Origin of the sequence: Microbacterium sp. 4R-513, assembly GCF_011046485.1 — a bacterium.
GTDB lineage: Bacteria > Actinomycetota > Actinomycetes > Actinomycetales > Microbacteriaceae > Microbacterium.
This window is the reverse complement of the sequence record NZ_CP049256.1, coordinates 673,159-690,997: the sequence shown is the minus strand read 5'-3', so window position 1 is coordinate 690,997 and position 17,839 is coordinate 673,159. Positions and strand designations below refer to the sequence as shown.

Genomic DNA, 17,839 nt, shown 5'->3' with positions numbered 1-17,839 from the left:
GGAGCGGGAGGGCGTGCGGAAGCCGCTACAGCGTCGACCCGAACGCGCTGGAGGTTTCGGTGTGCCTGTCCACGCCGTCTTGGGGAAGGAATACGCGTGCTCGAAGTGCGCATCAATCGGCGACTCTCCGCGCTTGCCGGCGCTGTCCTCGCCGCCGCTCTCGTCGTCGCTCCGCTCGTGACCGGAAGCGCCTCGGCAGCCAAGGACGACTCACCCGCGGAGCTCAAGGGCACCGTCGGCACGCTTGTGGAGTGGACGCCCGACTCGAACCACCCGGAGTATTGGGAGGCCCTCTACGCGGCGCACAACGCCACGTGCTACTCGAGCGAGGGCGACACGAGCCACGGCTCCATCACCGACGACGGCAAGACGGTGACGCTCAACGCGTTCGACCAGTCGTGGCCCGGCGACCACTGGGAGCTCCTCGTCGTCAAGGGCGGGAGCGACTGGAACAACGTCATCGTGCACCCGGTCGCCGGAGTCGCGTACGCGTCGCCCGAGAACAACGGGGGCCAGCAGTCCGCGGTGTCGCACTGGATCGTCTGCAAGGGCACGACGCCCGAGGTCCAGCCCACCGTGGTGATCCCCGAGCTCGACCTCACACTCCCGACGTGCAAGGCGGCCGGCACGCTCACGCTCAGCGAGAACGTGACGTGGACGCCGACGAGCAACAGCGACGGCACCACGACGTGGACCGCGACCCCCAAGCCGGGGACGATCTTCGCCGTCGACCAGACGACGCAGTGGACGATCCAGAGCCTCGCCCAGCTGCTGCCGACCGACGAGCGGTGCGCTCCGGATTACGAGCCGACTCCCGTCAGCCCCGCGCTCGAGTTCGAGCCGGGCACGTGCGACACCGCCGGCTGGATCGAGAAGAGCGACGACGTCGAGTGGGCGTCCGAGCCGGGCGCGAACGGCACGACCATCTGGACGGCGCTGCTGCGCGCGGGCACAGTCTTCGCCGCGGACGCCAAGACGGTCTGGGAGGTGCCCAGCCTCGCGCAGCTCGCCGCCGACAGCGAGGCGTGTGACGAAGACCTCGTGCCGGGCAAGATCCTCGCGGTGTGCCAGGGCGACGTCCCCTACCTCTCGTACGACGTCGACCTGCCCGAGGGCTACACGACCGACGACCAGACGCCGCTGACGATCCGCTTCGTGAACCCGTCGGGCGACGACTATGTCGTGGCGGATCAGCCCCTCACCGGCAAGATCCTCTGGCCGGGCGCCTCGGCGGCCGAGCCGAAGATGTGGCCCGGCTGGGCGCTCGTCGACGGCAAGTACATCGAGACCGACGGCAACTTCAAGTGGACGCGTCAGGGCGTCACGGTGCGCTTCGAGGTGAACCCGTCGTACGAGACGTCGATCACCTACCCGCAGGCCACCGCGCTCTGCGCCAACCCCGCGTCGACGACGTCGGTCCCCGTCACGACCTCGGCCGGCGACCCGTCCGACCCCGAGACGCTCGCCGTCACGGGCAGCGTGTTCCAGGCGGGCTACCTCGCGGCAGGTGCCATCGCGCTCCTCGCGGGTCTCGCGATGACCGTCTACACGGCGCGCCGTCGCCGCGGCGACGCGAGCTGACGTTCACACACCCCTGGGGCGGTCGCGCGAAGCGCGGCCGCCCCTTCGCGTTGCCGGCGTGCCTCTTAATAGGAGGCTGCCGAGGGCCGCGGCATCCGTCTCCGTGCTCTTGTCTGTGAAGCCGCCCTGCAATACACCGCGCGACACGCCCGGGTTTGCGACACGCCCGGGCTGCCCGTAGACTAGTGAGGTTCCACATTCCGGTGCCCCTTTTGGCGTGCGCCGGATCACTGCCAGGGCAGTGCATAGGCAACGCGATTACGCAGGGTCTAGGCCGCGGGCAGCAGAACAGCAAATCCGACACCTTGATCACCGAGGACGCGTGCGTCCTCGTGCGGCCGAGGAAGGAGCCGGATGCCGAGGCATCCGGTTTGACAGCAGAACAGCGGTGCAGCATCACCGGCGCAAGCCGGTGGAAGTGCCCAGGCGCCTCGCGAACGCGAAGCGCCACGTGCGTCCGATGCCCGACAGAGGTAAGACGCGGAAAGAGAGTGAGCAGACAATGGCGGGACAGAAGATCCGCATTCGCCTGAAGTCGTACGACCACGCCGGCCTCGACAGCTCGGCGCGCAAGATCGTCGACACCGTGACCCGTGCTGGTGCGACCGTCGTGGGCCCCGTGCCCCTTCCGACCGAGAAGAACGTCGTGTGCGTCATCCGGTCGCCCCACAAGTACAAGGACAGCCGCGAGCACTTCGAGATGCGCACCCACAAGCGTCTGATCGACATCATCGACCCGACGCCCAAGGCCGTCGACTCGCTGATGCGCCTTGACCTGCCGGCCGACGTCAACATCGAGATCAAGCTCTGAGGACGACGACCATGGCACACATCAACGAAAAGACTTCCAAGGGTCTGCTCGGCACCAAGCTCGGCATGACCCAGGTGTGGAACGAGAACGGCAAGCTCGTTCCCGTCACCGTCATCGAGATCGCCCCGAACGTGGTCACCCAGGTTCGCACGCCCGAGAAGGACGGCTACAACGCCGTTCAGATCGCGTACGGCCAGATCGACCCCCGCAAGGTGAACAAGCCCCTCACGGCCCACTTCGAGGCCGCCGGCGTGACTCCTCGCCGTCACCTCACCGAGATCCGCACCGCGGATGCTGCTGACTACTCACTCGGTCAGGAGCTCACGGTGGACGGCGTGTTCGAGGCCGGCCAGCTGGTCGACGTCGTCGGCACCAGCAAGGGCAAGGGCACCGCGGGTGTCATGAAGCGCCACAACTTCAAGGGCGTCTCGGCATCGCACGGTGCGCACCGCAACCACCGCAAGCCCGGTTCGATCGGCGCCTCGTCGACCCCGAGCCGCGTCTTCAAGGGCATGCGCATGGCCGGCCGTATGGGTGGCGAGCGCGTGACCGTCCTCAACCTCACGGTGCACGCCGTCGACGCCGAGAAGGGTCTGCTGCTCGTCAAGGGCGCCGTCCCCGGTGCGCGCGGCCGCATCGTCTACGTCCGCAACGCAGTGAAGGGTGCCTGATCTCATGGCTGACTCGACTCTCGCGCTCGACGTCCTGAAGGCCGACGGCAAGAAGGCCGGCTCCGTGGAGCTGCCCGCCGCCATCTTCGACGTCAAGACGAACATCCCGCTCATCCACCAGGTCGTCGTCGCGCAGCGCGGCGGCTCGCCAGGGCACCCACTCGACCAAGCGTCGCGGTGAGGTCTCGGGCGCCGGCCGCAAGCCCTTCAAGCAGAAGGGCACGGGTAACGCCCGTCAGGGCTCGATCCGCGCGCCGCACATGACCGGCGGTGGCATCGTCCACGGCCCGAAGCCGCGCGACTACTCGCAGCGCACGCCCAAGAAGATGATCGCCGCCGCCCTCCTGGGCTCGCTGAGCGACCGCGCCCGTGGCGAGCGCCTCCACATCGTCGAGTCCTTCGGCATCGAGGGTGCGCCCTCGACGAAGGCGGCCGCGGCGGTCCTGACCGACCTCGGTGCGACGAAGAACGTCCTGGTCGTCATCGACCGCGACGACGACCTCAGCGTCCTGAGCGTCCGCAACCTCGCGTACGTCCACGTGCTGACGTTCGACCAGCTGAACGCCTACGACGTGCTCGTCTCCGACGACATCGTCTTCACCAAGGCCGCCTACGACGCGTTCGTCGCGTCGAAGACCGGCGCCACCGAGGAGGTCTCGGCATGACCACCGTCAACAAGGACCCGCGCGACATCATCCTGAAGCCGGTCGTCTCCGAGAAGAGCTACGGGCTCATCGACGAGGGCAAGTACACGTTCCTCGTGGACCCCCGCGCTTCGAAGTCCGAGATCAAGCTCGCGATCGAGAAGATCTTCGGCGTCAAGGTGGCAGCGGTCAACACGCTCAACCGCGTCGGCAAGGCCCGTCGCACCCGCTTCGGCACGGGGAAGCGCAAGGACACCAAGCGCGCCATCGTGACGCTCAAGTCGGGCACCATCGACATCTTCACGGCAGTCGGCTGACGGTCGGGAACGAGGACTAGAGAACAATGGCTATTCGCAAGTACAAGCCCACGACCCCGGGTCGCCGCGGCTCGTCGGTGGCTGACTTCGCCGAGATCACCCGATCGACGCCCGAGAAGTCGCTCCTCCGCCCGCTCGCCAAGACCGGTGGCCGCAACAACCAGGGCCGCATCACCACGCGTCACATCGGTGGCGGCCACAAGCGTCAGTACCGCGTCATCGACTTCCGTCGCAACGACAAGGACGGCATCAACGCCAAGGTCGCGCACATCGAGTACGACCCCAACCGCACGGCGCGCATCGCGCTCCTGCACTACTTCGACGGCGAGAAGCGCTACATCCTCGCGCCGAACAAGCTGGCGCAGGGCGACATCGTCGAGTCGGGTGCCGGCGCGGACATCAAGCCGGGCAACAACCTGCCGCTGCGCAACATCCCCACGGGTACGGTCATCCACGCGATCGAGCTCCGTCCCGGCGGCGGCGCCAAGCTCGCCCGCTCGGCCGGCGCCTCGGTGCGTCTCGTCGCGAAGGACGGCCCCTACGCCCAGCTGCGTCTCCCCTCGGGCGAGATCCGCAACGTCGACGCGCGCTGCCGCGCGACGATCGGCGAGGTCGGCAACGCCGAGCAGTCGAACATCAACTGGGGCAAGGCGGGCCGCAACCGCTGGAAGGGCATCCGCCCGACCGTCCGCGGTGTCGCCATGAACCCGGTCGACCACCCGCACGGTGGTGGTGAGGGCAAGACCTCCGGTGGACGTCACCCCGTCACTCCTTGGGGCCAGGCTGAGGGTCGCACCCGTCACGCCAACAAGGAAAGCGACAAGTACATCGTCCGTCGTCGCAACGCCGGCAAGAAGCGCAAGTAGGAGTAGAGGAAGATGCCTCGTAGCCTTAAGAAGGGCCCCTTCGTCGACGAGCACCTGCTTCGCAAGGTCGTCGTCCAGAACGAAGCCGGTACCAAGAACGTCATCAAGACCTGGTCGCGTCGCTCGATGATCATCCCCGCGATGCTCGGGCACACGATCGCCGTCCACGACGGTCGCAAGCACATCCCCGTGTTCGTGACCGAGACCATGGTCGGCCACAAGCTGGGCGAGTTCGCGCCCACCCGCACCTTCCGCGGCCACGTGAAGGACGACAAGAAGGGCCGCCGCCGCTGACGCGGGGGCGCAAGAGGAGAGAGAAATGGTGGAGTCCATCGCACGCGTGCGACACATCCGCGTGACCCCTCAGAAGGCTCGTCGTGTCGTCGCGCTCATCAAGGGCAAGCAGGCCCAGGAGGCGCTCGCGATCCTGAAGTTCGCGCCGCAGAGCGCGAGCGAGCCGATCTACAAGCTCGTCGCCTCGGCCATCGCGAACGCTCGCGTCAAGGCCGACCAGGTGAACGAGTACCTGGACGAGCAGGACCTGTACGTGGCCAACGCGTACGTCGACGAGGGCACGACGCTCAAGCGTTTCCAGCCCCGCGCACAGGGTCGCGCTTTCCAGATCAAGAAGCGCACGAGCCACATCACGGTCGTGCTCTCGACGCCGGAGACCGCTGAGGCGGCTCCCGCGGCCAAGACCAGCAAGAAGGCGAGCAAGTAATGGGACAGAAGGTAAACCCGTACGGCTTCCGCCTCGGCATCACCACGGACCACGTGTCGCGGTGGTTCTCGGACTCGACGAAGCCGGGCCAGCGCTACGCCGACTACGTCGCCGAGGACATCAAGATCCGCAAGCTGCTGCAGACGCAGCTCGACCGCGCCGGCGTGAGCAACATCGAGATCGAGCGCACGCGTGACCGCGTCCGCGTCGACATCCACACCGCCCGCCCGGGCATCGTGATCGGCCGCCGCGGCGCCGAGGCCGAGCGCATCCGCGCCGACCTCGAGAAGCTCACCGGCAAGCAGATCCAGCTCAACATCCTCGAGGTCAAGAACCCCGAGGCCGACGCCCAGCTCGTCGCGCAGGGCATCGCCGAGCAGCTCTCGGCTCGTGTGGCGTTCCGCCGCGCGATGCGCAAGGGTCTGCAGGGCGCGCAGCGCGCCGGCGCCAAGGGTGTCCGCATCCAGGTGTCGGGCCGCCTCGGCGGCGCCGAGATGAGCCGCTCGGAGTTCTACCGCGAAGGCCGTGTGCCCCTGCACACGCTCCGCGCGAACATCGACTACGGCTTCTACGAGGCAAAGACCACCTTCGGCCGCATCGGCGTGAAGGTCTGGATCTACAAGGGCGATCTCACCAACAAGGAGCTCGCGCGCGAGCAGGCCAACGCGCCGAAGCAGTCCCGCGGTCGCGATGACCGTGGCGGCGACCGTCGTCGTGGCCCCCGCAACGAGGCCCCCGTGGCAGAAGGAGCGTCGGCGTAATGCTCATCCCCCGCAAGGTCAAGCACCGCAAGCAGCACCACCCCGGCCGTTCGGGCCAGGCCACCGGTGGCACCAAGGTGTCGTTCGGTGAGTTCGGCATCCAGGCCCTCACGCCCGCTTACGTGACGAACCGTCAGATCGAGTCCGCTCGTATCGCGATGACCCGTCACATCAAGCGTGGCGGCAAGGTGTGGATCAACATCTACCCCGACCGTCCGCTCACGAAGAAGCCCGCCGAGACCCGCATGGGTTCCGGTAAGGGTTCGCCGGAGTGGTGGGTCGCAAACGTCAAGCCGGGTCGCGTCCTCTTCGAGGTCGCCGGCGTCAACGAGCAGCTCGCTCGTGAGGCCCTGACCCGTGCCATCCACAAGCTGCCTCTCAAGGCACGCATCATCAAGCGCGAGGAGGGCGACGCGTAATGGCGATCGGCACCAAGACGCTCGCCCCGAGCGAGCTCGACACGTTCGAAGACCAGCGCCTCGTCGAGGAGCTGCGCAAGGCCAAGGAAGAGCTGTTCAACCTGCGCTTCCAGTCGGCCACCGGCCAGCTCGAGAGCCACGGCCGCATCCGTGCGGTCAAGCGCGACATCGCGCGGCTCTACACCGTGATCCGTGAGCGCGAGCTCGGCATCCGTGCCACGCCCGCGCCGCTCGAGGTCGCGACGAAGGCGAAGAAGACCAAGGCCAAGAAGGCGGATGCCGCTGACGAGGCCGCGAAGGAAGAGGCCGAGTGATGGCTGACACGAAGAAGGCAGCGGCCGCCGAGGCCGAGGTCAAGGACCAGGTCGCCGGTCACGAGTCGGCCGCGCACGACGTGCGCGACGAGGCCGCCCGCGGCTACCGCAAGGCGCGCCGCGGCTACGTCGTGAGCGACAAGATGGACAAGACGATCGTCGTCGAGGTCGAGGACCGCGTGAAGCACCCCCTCTACGGCAAGGTCATCCGTCGGACCTCCAAGGTCAAGGCGCACGACGAGGGCAACACCGCCGGCATCGGCGACCTCGTCCTCATCAACGAGACCCGCCCGCTGAGCGCCACCAAGCGCTGGCGCCTGGTCGAGATCCTCGAGAAGGCCAAGTAAGCCCTCGGCTTGCTTGGAACCCAAGGAGTAAGAAGTGATTCAGAACGAATCCCGCCTCAAGGTCGCCGACAACACCGGCGCCAAGGAGCTGCTCACGATCCGTGTGCTCGGCGGCTCCAACCGGCGCTACGCCGGCCTGGGTGACGTCATCGTCGCCACGGTCAAGGATGCGATCCCGGGCGGAAACGTCAAGAAGGGCGACGTGGTCAAGGCCGTCGTCGTCCGCACCGTCAAGCAGACGCGCCGTCCCGACGGCTCGTACATCAAGTTCGACGAGAACGCCGCCGTCATCCTGAAGAACGACGGGGAGCCCCGCGGCACCCGCATCTTCGGACCGGTCGGCCGCGAGCTTCGTGACAAGAAGTTCATGAAGATCGTCTCGCTGGCGCCGGAGGTCATTTAGTCATGGCGAAGATCAAGAAGGGCGACCTCGTTCAGGTCATCTCGGGCGCCAAGCCCGAGCGCGGCGGTGACCGCGGCAAGCAGGGCAAGGTCCTCGAGGTCCTTACCGAGCAGAACCGCGTCATCGTCGAGGGCGTGAACTACGTCACCAAGCACAACCGCGTGGGCCAGACCCAGCGCGGCACCAAGACCGGCGGCATCGAGACGTTCGAGGCCCCGATCCACATCTCCAACGTCGCGCTCGTCGACCCCTCGACCAAGAAGCCGACGCGTGTCGGCCACCGCGTCGAGGAGAAGACCAAGGACGGCGTGAAGCGCACCGTCCGCGTGCGCTACGCGAAGAAGTCAGGCAAGGACCTCTGAATATGAGCACCACCACTGCCGTGGAGGCTGGCAAGATCCAGCCCCGCCTGAAGCAGAAGTACAACGCCGAGATCAAGAAGGCCCTGCAGGAGGAGTTCGGCTACGCGAACGTCATGCAGACGCCCGGCCTGGTCAAGGTCGTCGTGAACACGGGTGTCGGCGAGGCAGCTCGCGACAGCAAGGTGATCGATGGCGCGGTCGACGACCTCACCAAGATCACCGGTCAGAAGCCGGTCGTGACCAAGGCCCGCAAGTCCATCGCGCAGTTCAAGCTGCGCGAGGGGCAGGCCATCGGCGCGCACGTCACACTCCGCGGCGACCGCGCGTGGGAGTTCATCGACCGTCTCGTCAACCTGGCGCTGCCCCGCATCCGCGACTTCCGCGGCCTGTCGGCCAAGCAGTTCGACGGCCACGGCAACTACACCTTCGGTCTCCAGGAGCAGTCGGTGTTCCACGAGATCAACCAGGACAAGATCGACCGCGTGCGCGGTTTCGACATCACGATCGTCACCACGGCGACGACGGATGCCGAGGGCCGGGCGCTCCTGCGTCACCTGGGCTTCCCGTTCCGCGCGGACGACGCCCAGGCCTGATCGAAGAAGTCCCCGGCGGCATCGCCGGGGCAGTCATAGAAGGTCGTCTGTCGTGTAACGGCAGCCGAAACCTCATGAACGAAGGAATCAACAAATGACAATGACAGACCCGGTCGCAGACATGCTGACCCGTCTGCGCAACGCGAACTCGGCGCACCACGACTCCGTGTCGCTGCCGAGCTCCAAGCTCAAGACGCACATCGCCGACATCCTCAAGCAGGAGGGCTACATCGCCGAGTGGAACGTCGAGGAGGCCCGCGTCGGCCAGACCCTCACGCTGACGCTCAAGTACGGCCCGAACCGCGAGCGGTCGATCGCCGGCATCAAGCGCGTCTCCAAGCCCGGTCTCCGCGTCTACGCGAAGTCGACCGAGATCCCCAAGGTCCTCGGTGGCCTGGGTGTCGCCATCCTGTCCACCTCCTCCGGTCTTCTCACCGACCGCCAGGCCGAGCAGAAGGGCGTGGGTGGGGAAGTCCTCGCCTACGTGTGGTGATCTGACATGTCGCGTATCGGTCGTCTCCCGATCGACATCCCCGCCGGTGTGACCATCTCGGTCGACGGTCAGGATGTCGCGGTCAAGGGCCCCAAGGGCGAGCTCTCGCTCACCGTGGCCCGCCCCATCGAGGTCAAGGTCGAAGAGGGTCAGGTGCTCGTCACCCGCCCCGACGACGAGCGCTCGTCGCGTTCGCTCCACGGCCTGACCCGCACGCTCATCAACAACAACATCATCGGTGTCACCCAGGGCTACTCCAAGGGCCTCGAGGTCGTCGGCACGGGTTACCGCGTGGCGCAGAAGGGCAGCTCGGTCGAGTTCGCCCTCGGCTTCTCGCACCCGGTGCTGGTCGACCCGCCCGCGGGCATCACCTTCACGGTCGAGGGCAACAACAAGCTCACCGTGAGCGGCATCGACAAGCAGGCCGTCGGCGAGGCGGCTGCCAACATCCGCAAGATTCGCAAGCCCGAGCCGTACAAGGGCAAGGGTGTGCGCTACGCCGGCGAGGTCGTTCGGCGCAAGGCCGGAAAGGCTGGTAAGTAACCATGGCTGTGAAGTCGAAGACCGACGCGCGCGCGCGTCGTCACGCCCGCCTTCGCAAGAAGGTCGTCGGCACCCCCGAGCGTCCGCGCCTGGTCGTCACCCGTTCGTCGCGTCACGTCTTCGTGCAGATCGTCGACGACAGCAAGGGCCGCACGCTGGCCTCGGCCTCGACGCTCGAGGCCGACCTGCGCGCGTCCGACGATGACAAGACGGCCAAGGCCCGCAAGGTCGGCGAGCTCCTCGCCGAGCGCGCGAAGGCCGCCGGTGTCTCGGACGTCGTGTTCGACCGTGGCGGGAACCGCTACGCCGGCCGTGTCGCGGCGATCGCCGACGGCGCCCGCGAGGGAGGTCTGAACCTGTGAGTGACAACAAGGAGAACAACGTGACCGCAGAGGCTCCGGCCGAGGCCCAGGCCCCGGCTGCCGAAGCACCCGCCGAGCGCGAGCGCGAGCCGCGTCGCGGTGGTCGTGAGCGCAGCCAGACCCGCGGTGACCGCGGCGGCCGTGACCGCAACGAGAGCCAGTTCCTCGAGCGCGTCGTCACGATCAACCGCGTGTCGAAGGTCGTCAAGGGCGGTCGTCGCTTCAGCTTCACGGCGCTCGTCGTCGTGGGCGATGGCAACGGCGTCGTCGGCGTCGGCTACGGCAAGGCCCGTGAGGTGCCCCTCGCCATCTCGAAGGGTGTCGAAGAGGCCAAGCGCAACTTCTTCCGCGTTCCCCGCGCCGGCGTCACCATCCCGCACCCTGTGCAGGGTGAGGCCGCGGCCGGTGTCGTGCTGCTGCGTCCGGCTGCCGCCGGTACCGGTGTCATCGCCGGTGGCCCGGTGCGCGCCGTCCTCGAGTGCGCCGGCATCCACGACGTCCTGTCGAAGTCGCTCGGCTCGTCGAACACGATCAACATCGTCCACGCGACGGTCGACGCCCTGAAGCAGCTTGAGGAGCCCCGTGCGGTCGCCGCGCGCCGTGGCCTCGAGTTCGATCAGGTCGCGCCCGCCCGTCTCGTCCGTGCCGAGGCCGAGGCGGCCGAGGCCGCCCGTGCTGCGAAGGCAGGTGTCTGATGGCTGCGCGTCTCAAGGTCACGCAGATCAAGTCCAAGGTGAGCGAGAAGCAGAACCAGCGCGACACGCTGCGTTCGCTCGGTCTCAAGCGGATCGGCGACTCGGTCGTCCGTCCCGACGACGCGCAGACGCGCGGCTACGTCAAGACCGTCGCCCACCTCGTCAAGGTTGAGGAGATCGACTGATGGCTGACAAGGCCGAGAAGAAGGACGACGTGGCCGAGGCCACCGAGCCCAAGAAGGCTGCCGCCAAGAAGCCGGCCGCCGCGAAGGCGCCGAAGGCCGCCAAGGCCGACGCCAAGGCTGCCCCCAAGAAGGACGCCGTGAAGAAGGATGCCCCGGCAGCCCGTCCCGGCGTGCTCAAGGTGCACCACCTGCGTCCGGTCCCCGGCGCCAACACCGCCAAGACTCGCGTGGGTCGCGGTGAGGGCTCGAAGGGCAAGACCGCCGGCCGTGGCACCAAGGGCACCAAGGCCCGCTACCAGGTGCGCGTCGGCTTCGAGGGCGGCCAGATGCCGCTGCACATGCGTACTCCGAAGCTCCGCGGGTTCAAGAACCCGTTCCGCGTCGAGTACCAGGTGGTCAACCTCGAGAAGCTCGCCGAGCTCTACCCCTCGGGCGGCGACGTGACCGTGAGCGACCTCGTCGCCAAGGGTGCGGTCCGCAAGAACGAGAAGGTCAAGGTGCTCGGCACCGGCGACATCGCGGTCAAGCTCAACGTGGCGGTCGACAAGGTCTCGGGCTCTGCCGAGCAGAAGATCGTCGCCGCGGGCGGCTCCGTCAAGTAGTACCCGGCAGGGGTCGGAGGGATCCTCCGGCCCCTGCTGTCGTCCCTGGCGCAAACCCTCGCAACGTCGCGGGTGGCCCGCTGGGTTACGCTGGTTGACGGCGCGCCCCGTCGCGTGCCGGCATCCCCTCTGGAGGCAACCTCTTGTTCAGCGCAATCGCGCGGGTCTTCCGTACGCCCGACCTTCGGCGGAAGATCGCATTCACACTGGCGATCATCGCCCTCTATCGTCTCGGCGCGCACATCCCGGCCCCGTTCGTGGACTTCCCGAACGTGCAGGACTGTCTGCGTGCGCAGAGCTCCGGCACCGAGGGCCTGCTGTCGCTCGTCAATCTCTTCTCCGGCGGTGCGCTGCTGCAGCTGTCGATCTTCGCCCTCGGCGTCATGCCGTACATCACGGCGACGATCATCGTGCAGCTCCTGCGCGTCGTCATCCCGCACTTCGAGGCGCTGTACAAGGAGGGCCAGGCCGGACAGGCCCGACTCACGCAGTACACCCGTTACCTGACGATCGCGCTCGCACTGCTGCAGTCGACGACGCTCGTGACGGTCGCCCGCAGCGGTCAGCTGTTCGGCACGACCGGCATCCCCGCGTGTGAGCAGCTGCTCACGAACGACGTGTGGTGGGCGCAGCTGCTCATGATCATCACGATGACCGCGGGCACGGGCCTCATCATGTGGTTCGCCGAGCTGGTCACCGAGCGCGGCATCGGCAACGGCATGTCGATCCTTATCTTCACGTCGATCGCTGCGGCCTTCCCCGCGTCGATGTGGGCGATCTGGCAGTCGCGCGGCTTCGAGGTCTTCCTCCTGGTCCTCGCGGTCGGGATCGTCGTCGTGGCACTCGTCGTCTTCGTCGAGCAATCGCAGCGACGCATCCCGGTGCAGTACGCCAAGCGCATGGTCGGCCGGCGCACCTACGGCGGCACGAACACGTACATCCCGATCAAGGTGAACATGGCCGGCGTCGTGCCCGTCATCTTCGCCTCGTCGCTGCTGTACATCCCCGCCCTCATCGCGCAGTTCAACCAGCCGCAGCCGGGCGAGGAGGTGCCGGCGTGGGTCGCGTGGATCCAGCTGTACCTCGTGCGCGGTGACCACCCGCTGTACATGCTCCTGTACTTCCTCCTCATCGTCGGCTTCACGTACTTCTACGTCGCGATCACGTTCAACCCCGTCGAGGTCGCCGACAACATGAAGAAGTACGGCGGGTTCATCCCCGGCATCCGTGCGGGCCGGCCGACGGCGGAGTACCTGGACTACGTCCTCACCCGCATCACGCTGCCCGGCTCGATCTACCTTGGCCTCATCGCGCTCCTGCCGCTCATCGCGCTCGCGACGGTCGGCGCCAACCAGAACTTCCCGTTCGGCGGCGCGTCGATCCTGATCATCGTCGGCGTGGGTCTCGAGACGGTCAAGCAGATCGACGCCCAGCTGCAGCAGCGACACTACGAAGGACTTCTGCGATGACCCTTCGGCAGGCTCAGGGCACCGCCTCACGTCCCGTCCGCCTCCTGATCGTCGGACCCCAGGGCTCTGGAAAGGGCACCCAGGGCGTCCGCATCGCGGAGTCGTTCGGCATCCCGGTCATCTCGACCGGTGACGTGTTCCGCGCGAACGTCTCAGAGGGCACCGAGCTGGGGCAGCAGGTCAAGAGCATCATCGACGCCGGTCAGCTCGTCCCCGACGAGCTGACCAGCGCCGTGGTCCGCGATCGTCTCTCGCAGGAGGATGCCGCGGACGGCTTCCTGCTCGACGGCTATCCGCGCAACGTGGCCCAGGTCATGCACCTCGACGAGTTCCTCGAGGGCCGTGACGAGGCGCTCGACGCCGTCATCGTGCTGTCGGTGCCTCGCGAGGAGAGCATCGCCCGGCTGACGAAGCGCGCGCACGAGCAGGGGCGCGCCGACGACACCGACGAGGTCATCGCCGCGCGGCTGTCGATCTACGAGACCGAGACCGCGCCGATCCTCGGCGTCTACGGCACGCGCGACATCGTCGACGAGGTCGACGGCGTCGGCTCGCTCGACGAGATCACCGATCGCATCGTCGCGGCGCTCGAGCGGCGCGGTCTGACCCGTCCGGCCGCCGCCTGACGTGGTCTCGCTCCGCCGCTCGATCTACAAGTCGCCCGCCCAGCTGCGGGCGATGGTGGAACCGGGTCTCATCACCGCCGCCGCGCTCGACGCCGTCCGCGCGCTGATCGCGCCCGGTGTCACGACGGAGCAGCTGGATGCCGAGGCATCCCGGGTCATCACCTCGCGGGGTGCGCGGTCGAACTTCCAGCTCGTCCGCGGATACCGCCACACCATCTGCGCCTCGGTCAACGAGCAGGTCGTGCACGGCATCCCGTCCTCGCGCGCGCTGGAGCCGGGTGACATCGTGTCCATCGACGCCGGCGCGGAGTACCGGGGCTGGAATGGCGACTCTGCCTTCACCGTCGTCGTGCCTGACCCCTCGCGGCCCGAGGTCGTAGCGGAGCGCGAGGAGCTCTCGCGGGTCACCGAAGGGTCGCTCTGGGCCGGCATCGCGTCGCTCGCGACGGCGAAGCACTTGGCCGAGGTGGGCGCCGCCATCCAGTCCTACATCGACGGCGCGGGCCACGGCTACGGGATCCTGCGCGACTACGTCGGGCACGGCATCGGCCGCAAGATGCACGAGTCGCCCTCGGTCTTCAACTACCGCGTCGCGGACTCTGGACCCGAGGTCCGTCCGGGCCTCGCGGTCGCGATCGAGCCGATGGTCGTCATCGGCGATCAGGCGACGCGCATCGAGGACGACGGCTGGACGGTGTCGACGCTCGACGGCACGGCGGGCTCCCACTGGGAACATAGCGTCGCCGTGCACGATGACGGTATCTGGGTGCTCACGGCGCCCGACGGCGGGAAGGCGGGGCTCGCACAGTTCGGTGTGACTCCCGTGCCCGTGGCTTGAGAGGGGGATGCGATGGCTCAGAAGCAGCAGCGCAAGGTCAACTGGTTCGCGATCTGGATCAGCGTCGGCGTCGTCGTCGCGCTCGTGGTCGTGGCGGCTCTCGTCATCTGGATGAACAACGCGTCGTCCGGGCCGGGCGAGGCGCCGCAGGGGTCGAACATCAACTCCGAGACCGGTGCCATCGCGGTGGGTGAGGGCTCGAACGAGCTCGACACCTACATCGACTTCATGTGCCCCATCTGCAACCAGTTCGAGCAGTCGTACGGCGAGACGATCCAGGGCCTCGTCGACGACGGATCGATCACCCTCAACATCCACCCCATCTCGATCCTCGACCGCGCGTCGCAGGGAACCGAGTACTCGACGCGGGCGGCGAACGCGATGTACTGCGTCGCGGTGGCCGACCCCGAAGCATCCGTGCCCTTCATGCAGGCGATGTACAAGAACCAGCCGGAGGAGGGCTCGACGGGACTGACCGACGAGCAGATCCTGGCCATCGCCTCGGATGCCGGCGTGACGGGCATCGACGACTGCGTGAACAGCGGCCGGTACTCGAAGTTCGTGACGAACATCACCGAGAAGACCCCCGTCAAGGAGGGCAACACGGGTATCGGGACGCCCACCGTGGTGCTGAACGGCGAGATCGTCGACCTGACCGGCGACCCCCAGGCCGACATCGTCAACGCGCTCCAGTAGCGGGCAGCGGTCGCCCGCGCGGGACGCTGATGATGTCGCCACGACGGGCACGCCGCTAGAGTCGCACCAGATCGCAGCACGAGCGGTGCGGGACGGGAGCGGCGATGCGACTGCATCAAGCGATGTCCGCGGCGGCCCTGGTCGCCGTCGTGGGGGTGATCGGTGGCCTCGGCATCTCGATCGCCGGCCAGTCCGCTGCACCCGATCGGGCCGATGCAGCCGTCGGAGAGTGTCCACCGGGCTCGCTTCCCGGCCCGGGCAACGACAACCCGGTCTTCACCGACGACAACGTCGCCGTCTACGCGGGCGCCTTCCGGGTCGTCCCGAGCGCCGCTGAGGCCGAGGGGCTCGTCGTCGTGCGAGGCGACGCCGAATTCGCAGGGGACAACGAGACGGTCAACGTCGGATCGGTCGGCGTCGGCTCCGGTGTCACCCCGTCACCCGGAGACGTGATGCTGGCGGTGGGTGGTGCGCTGTCCGTAGGCGCCGGGACGGTGCTCGACGTCGGAGCGAACGCCTTCGAGGGCGGAGAACTCCTCGGGGGCAGCGTCCAGGTCGGTGGCGCGACCGATCCCGACTATGAGCTCGACGGCTCGCGGTACCGCCTGAACAACGGCACGCTCACGCAGGACATGGGCGCCGATGCCATCGCACCCTGGGCGACGTGGGGCACCGACATCGTCACGGCCTCCATCGCCTATGCCGCCCTCACGGACACCGGCACCGCCGCCGCCGCGTTCGGCCGGATCACCTTCACGGGGGACGGCACGACGACGCAGCAGGTGTTCACCGTCCCGGCATCGGCGCTCAACGCCACGACCGAGGTCGCGTTCGAGGGCATTCCGGAAGGCACATCGGTCATCATCAACATCGCGGGGACGGATGCCGTCACGTGGGCTCCCAACTACTTCCAGGAAGACGGGGTCCGTGTCGATGACCCCGCCTCTCCGCTCTTCGGCACCGTCGCCGAGCGCACGCTCTGGAACTTCACCCAGTCCAGCGCCGTCCACATCGCGGGGTCGTCTCAGGTGCTCGGGACGATCCTCGTGCCGGCCGCGAATGCCGATCCGGCCACTCCCACGCTCACCGTCACCGCCAGCACGAACGGACGCCTCTACACCAACGGCCTGCTCCTCATGGACGGCGTCGGCAACGAGCACCACAACTACCCGTTCCTGGATGCGCCTTTCGACTGCGTCCCGGTGCCGCCCACCACACCGGCGGCGACCGGGTCGGTCTCCATCACGAAGGCACTGTCGGACGAGGATGCCGCGATCCTCCCGCCGGACGCGATGTTCCACGGCATCGTCACGTGCGCGGACCCCGGCGGGGGGACGACGGTCGCCGAGTGGGCGGTGGCTCCCGGCGACACGACGGTCGTCGACGGCCTCATCGTGGGATCCGCCTGCCTCGTCGCCGAGACCATCGGCGTCGGAGCCAGAGCGTACGCGCTCCCGATCGGACAGGCGGGCGACGCCACGACGGGCTTCACCTGGACGACGCCGTTCTGGGACCCGTCGCCGCCCGCTTTCGTAATCGAAGAGGGCGGCGGTCCGCAGATCGCCTTCACCGTGACCAACGCGATCGTGCGCGGCGCATTCACGATCGCGAAGGTCGTGGAGGGCGACGACCCGCCACCGGGCGTCTTCGCGGGAACGTGGTCGTGCGAGCTGCCGGCGGGCACGGTCGTCGGCAATGGACCGTGGTCTCTCGCGGCGGGAGCGGTCACCGATCCGATCGCCGCACCGGTCGGTGCGACGTGCGCCGTCACAGAGACGGATGTCGTCGACCCCGCCGACGGATCGTGGGCGGACCCCGTGATCGCACCGGCATCCGTCGTCATCACCGCCGGCTCCGCCGAGGCCCCCCTCGGCTTCACCGTGACGAACGGGTTCGTCGCTTCGCCGACGCCGGGCGGCGGCGAGGGCGGCGTGACGCCTGGGGTGCCGGGCGGCACGCTGCCGGCGACGGGCGGGCTGATCGCCTGGGGGGCCGTCGGAGCCGGCATCCTGCTCGTTCTCGGAGGCGCCGCAGTGCTCACGGTCGCTGCCGTGCGGCGGCGCCGCGGCTGAGGCCTCGCCACCGCTCGCCGTCCCCGGCCCGGTTTGCCGGTCGCTCCTTTATCACGTATGCTTGTTCTTTGGTGCGTTGCGCCTTTGTTGGCGTGTCCAAGCACCGAAACCCCATCCACCGCAGACCGACCGGTCTGCAATACAGCGATAGCGAGCGTATGGCGAAGAAAGACGGCGTCATCGAGATCGAAGGCGTGATCACCGAGGCGCTGCCCAACGCGATGTTCCGCGTGGAGCTGAGCAACGGGCACAAGGTCCTCGCCACGATCTCGGGCAAGATGCGGCAGAACTACATCCGCATCATCCCGGAAGACCGCGTAGTCGTGGAGCTCAGCCCCTACGACCTCACCCGCGGCCGGATCGTCTACCGCTACCGCTAGACCGGTCGAGAAGTAACGCCCCGCACGGGTCCGGAAGGACCGGCGCGCCCGGCGAAGACAGCGAAGAG

26 protein-coding genes and 1 pseudogene are annotated in these 17,839 nt (G+C 67.9%); all 27 read left to right on the top strand.

Translation table 11 applies throughout. The features are described 5' to 3' along the window. Window positions 1–96: 96 nt before the first annotated feature. A complete protein-coding gene (locus tag G5T42_RS03070) occupies window positions 97–1,581 on the top strand; it encodes a hypothetical protein (protein ID WP_165125271.1) in 1,485 nt (494 codons plus the stop codon). A gap of 502 nt (window positions 1,582–2,083) precedes the next feature. Further along, complete coding sequence (gene rpsJ / locus G5T42_RS03065; protein ID WP_013584016.1) at window positions 2,084–2,392, top strand: 30S ribosomal protein S10; 309 nt, start codon at window positions 2,084–2,086, stop codon at window positions 2,390–2,392. Window positions 2,393–2,403: 11 nt separating this feature from the next. Next, window positions 2,404–3,063, top strand: coding sequence for a 50S ribosomal protein L3 (gene rplC / locus G5T42_RS03060; RefSeq protein ID WP_165125250.1), 660 nt, complete (start codon window positions 2,404–2,406; stop codon window positions 3,061–3,063). A gap of 4 nt (window positions 3,064–3,067) precedes the next feature. Next, a pseudogene (gene rplD / locus G5T42_RS03055) lies at window positions 3,068–3,728 on the top strand (50S ribosomal protein L4). After that, window positions 3,725–4,024 carry a 50S ribosomal protein L23 gene (rplW, locus tag G5T42_RS03050; protein WP_165125247.1) on the top strand — a complete coding sequence of 100 codons (300 nt, stop codon included), beginning with the start codon at window positions 3,725–3,727 and terminating at the stop codon, window positions 4,022–4,024. The pseudogene rplD and the gene rplW overlap by 4 nt, the downstream one beginning before the upstream one ends. Window positions 4,025–4,050: 26 nt before the next feature. Next, the gene (rplB, locus tag G5T42_RS03045; protein WP_165125244.1) at window positions 4,051–4,890 is read left to right on the top strand and encodes a 50S ribosomal protein L2; all 840 of its coding nucleotides are present in this window, start codon (window positions 4,051–4,053) and stop codon (window positions 4,888–4,890) included. A 12-nt stretch (window positions 4,891–4,902) separates the two neighbouring features. Further along, complete coding sequence (gene rpsS / locus G5T42_RS03040; protein WP_018171448.1) at window positions 4,903–5,184, top strand: 30S ribosomal protein S19; 282 nt, start codon at window positions 4,903–4,905, stop codon at window positions 5,182–5,184. Between the two features lie 25 nt (window positions 5,185–5,209). Further along, window positions 5,210–5,611 carry a 50S ribosomal protein L22 gene (gene rplV, locus G5T42_RS03035; RefSeq protein WP_165125240.1) on the top strand — a complete coding sequence of 134 codons (402 nt, stop codon included), beginning with the start codon at window positions 5,210–5,212 and terminating at the stop codon, window positions 5,609–5,611. After that, a complete protein-coding gene (rpsC, locus tag G5T42_RS03030; RefSeq protein ID WP_133540926.1) occupies window positions 5,611–6,372 on the top strand; it encodes a 30S ribosomal protein S3 in 762 nt (253 codons plus the stop codon). Before rplV ends, rpsC begins: the two co-directional genes overlap by 1 nt. Further along, on the top strand, window positions 6,372–6,791 hold the full coding sequence (rplP, locus tag G5T42_RS03025; RefSeq protein WP_133540925.1) for a 50S ribosomal protein L16: 420 nt from the start codon (window positions 6,372–6,374) through the stop codon (window positions 6,789–6,791). Before rpsC ends, rplP begins: the two co-directional genes overlap by 1 nt. Then, window positions 6,791–7,105, top strand: a complete 315-nt coding sequence (gene rpmC, locus G5T42_RS03020) for a 50S ribosomal protein L29 (RefSeq protein WP_018171452.1) — start codon at window positions 6,791–6,793, stop codon at window positions 7,103–7,105. The genes rplP and rpmC overlap by 1 nt, the downstream gene beginning before the upstream one ends. Next, window positions 7,105–7,452, top strand: a complete 348-nt coding sequence (gene rpsQ, locus G5T42_RS03015) for a 30S ribosomal protein S17 (RefSeq protein ID WP_165125235.1) — start codon at window positions 7,105–7,107, stop codon at window positions 7,450–7,452. Before rpmC ends, rpsQ begins: the two co-directional genes overlap by 1 nt. Before the next feature lie 34 nt (window positions 7,453–7,486). Next, on the top strand, window positions 7,487–7,855 hold the full coding sequence (gene rplN, locus G5T42_RS03010; protein ID WP_045246799.1) for a 50S ribosomal protein L14: 369 nt from the start codon (window positions 7,487–7,489) through the stop codon (window positions 7,853–7,855). A gap of 2 nt (window positions 7,856–7,857) precedes the next feature. After that, window positions 7,858–8,217 (top strand): 50S ribosomal protein L24, encoded by a 360-nt coding sequence (rplX, locus tag G5T42_RS03005; protein WP_141881983.1) that lies wholly within the window; start codon window positions 7,858–7,860, stop codon window positions 8,215–8,217. Between the two features lie 2 nt (window positions 8,218–8,219). Further along, window positions 8,220–8,810 (top strand): 50S ribosomal protein L5, encoded by a 591-nt coding sequence (gene rplE / locus G5T42_RS03000; RefSeq protein WP_165125232.1) that lies wholly within the window; start codon window positions 8,220–8,222, stop codon window positions 8,808–8,810. A 94-nt stretch (window positions 8,811–8,904) separates the two neighbouring features. After that, on the top strand, window positions 8,905–9,303 hold the full coding sequence (gene rpsH, locus G5T42_RS02995) for a 30S ribosomal protein S8 (protein ID WP_165125229.1): 399 nt from the start codon (window positions 8,905–8,907) through the stop codon (window positions 9,301–9,303). Between the two features lie 6 nt (window positions 9,304–9,309). Then, entirely contained in the window at window positions 9,310–9,846 is a 537-nt protein-coding gene (rplF, locus tag G5T42_RS02990; protein WP_165125226.1) for a 50S ribosomal protein L6, read from the top strand. 2 nt (window positions 9,847–9,848) lie between these two features. After that, window positions 9,849–10,208 carry a 50S ribosomal protein L18 gene (rplR, locus tag G5T42_RS02985; protein WP_165125223.1) on the top strand — a complete coding sequence of 120 codons (360 nt, stop codon included), beginning with the start codon at window positions 9,849–9,851 and terminating at the stop codon, window positions 10,206–10,208. Window positions 10,209–10,228: 20 nt separating this feature from the next. Continuing rightward, window positions 10,229–10,903 carry a 30S ribosomal protein S5 gene (gene rpsE / locus G5T42_RS02980; RefSeq protein WP_241245934.1) on the top strand — a complete coding sequence of 225 codons (675 nt, stop codon included), beginning with the start codon at window positions 10,229–10,231 and terminating at the stop codon, window positions 10,901–10,903. Then, window positions 10,903–11,088 (top strand): 50S ribosomal protein L30, encoded by a 186-nt coding sequence (gene rpmD / locus G5T42_RS02975; RefSeq protein ID WP_060960260.1) that lies wholly within the window; start codon window positions 10,903–10,905, stop codon window positions 11,086–11,088. The genes rpsE and rpmD overlap by 1 nt, the downstream gene beginning before the upstream one ends. Further along, complete coding sequence (gene rplO, locus G5T42_RS02970; RefSeq protein WP_165125220.1) at window positions 11,088–11,690, top strand: 50S ribosomal protein L15; 603 nt, start codon at window positions 11,088–11,090, stop codon at window positions 11,688–11,690. Before rpmD ends, rplO begins: the two co-directional genes overlap by 1 nt. Window positions 11,691–11,833: 143 nt before the next feature. Further along, window positions 11,834–13,159 (top strand): preprotein translocase subunit SecY, encoded by a 1,326-nt coding sequence (secY, locus tag G5T42_RS02965; protein WP_165125217.1) that lies wholly within the window; start codon window positions 11,834–11,836, stop codon window positions 13,157–13,159. Next, window positions 13,156–13,785: an adenylate kinase gene (locus tag G5T42_RS02960; protein ID WP_165125214.1), complete on the top strand. Its 630-nt coding sequence runs from the start codon at window positions 13,156–13,158 to the stop codon at window positions 13,783–13,785. The genes secY and G5T42_RS02960 overlap by 4 nt, the downstream gene beginning before the upstream one ends. A 1-nt stretch (window position 13,786) precedes the next feature. Beyond that, window positions 13,787–14,623 carry a type I methionyl aminopeptidase gene (gene map, locus G5T42_RS02955; protein ID WP_165125211.1) on the top strand — a complete coding sequence of 279 codons (837 nt, stop codon included), beginning with the start codon at window positions 13,787–13,789 and terminating at the stop codon, window positions 14,621–14,623. Between the two features lie 12 nt (window positions 14,624–14,635). After that, window positions 14,636–15,319: a thioredoxin domain-containing protein gene (locus G5T42_RS02950; RefSeq protein ID WP_165125208.1), complete on the top strand. Its 684-nt coding sequence runs from the start codon at window positions 14,636–14,638 to the stop codon at window positions 15,317–15,319. A 122-nt stretch (window positions 15,320–15,441) separates the two neighbouring features. Continuing rightward, window positions 15,442–17,391 carry a choice-of-anchor A family protein gene (locus tag G5T42_RS02945; RefSeq protein ID WP_165125205.1) on the top strand — a complete coding sequence of 650 codons (1,950 nt, stop codon included), beginning with the start codon at window positions 15,442–15,444 and terminating at the stop codon, window positions 17,389–17,391. Between the two features lie 158 nt (window positions 17,392–17,549). Continuing rightward, entirely contained in the window at window positions 17,550–17,771 is a 222-nt protein-coding gene (infA, locus tag G5T42_RS02940; RefSeq protein WP_133540897.1) for a translation initiation factor IF-1, read from the top strand. Window positions 17,772–17,839 lie beyond the last annotated feature (68 nt).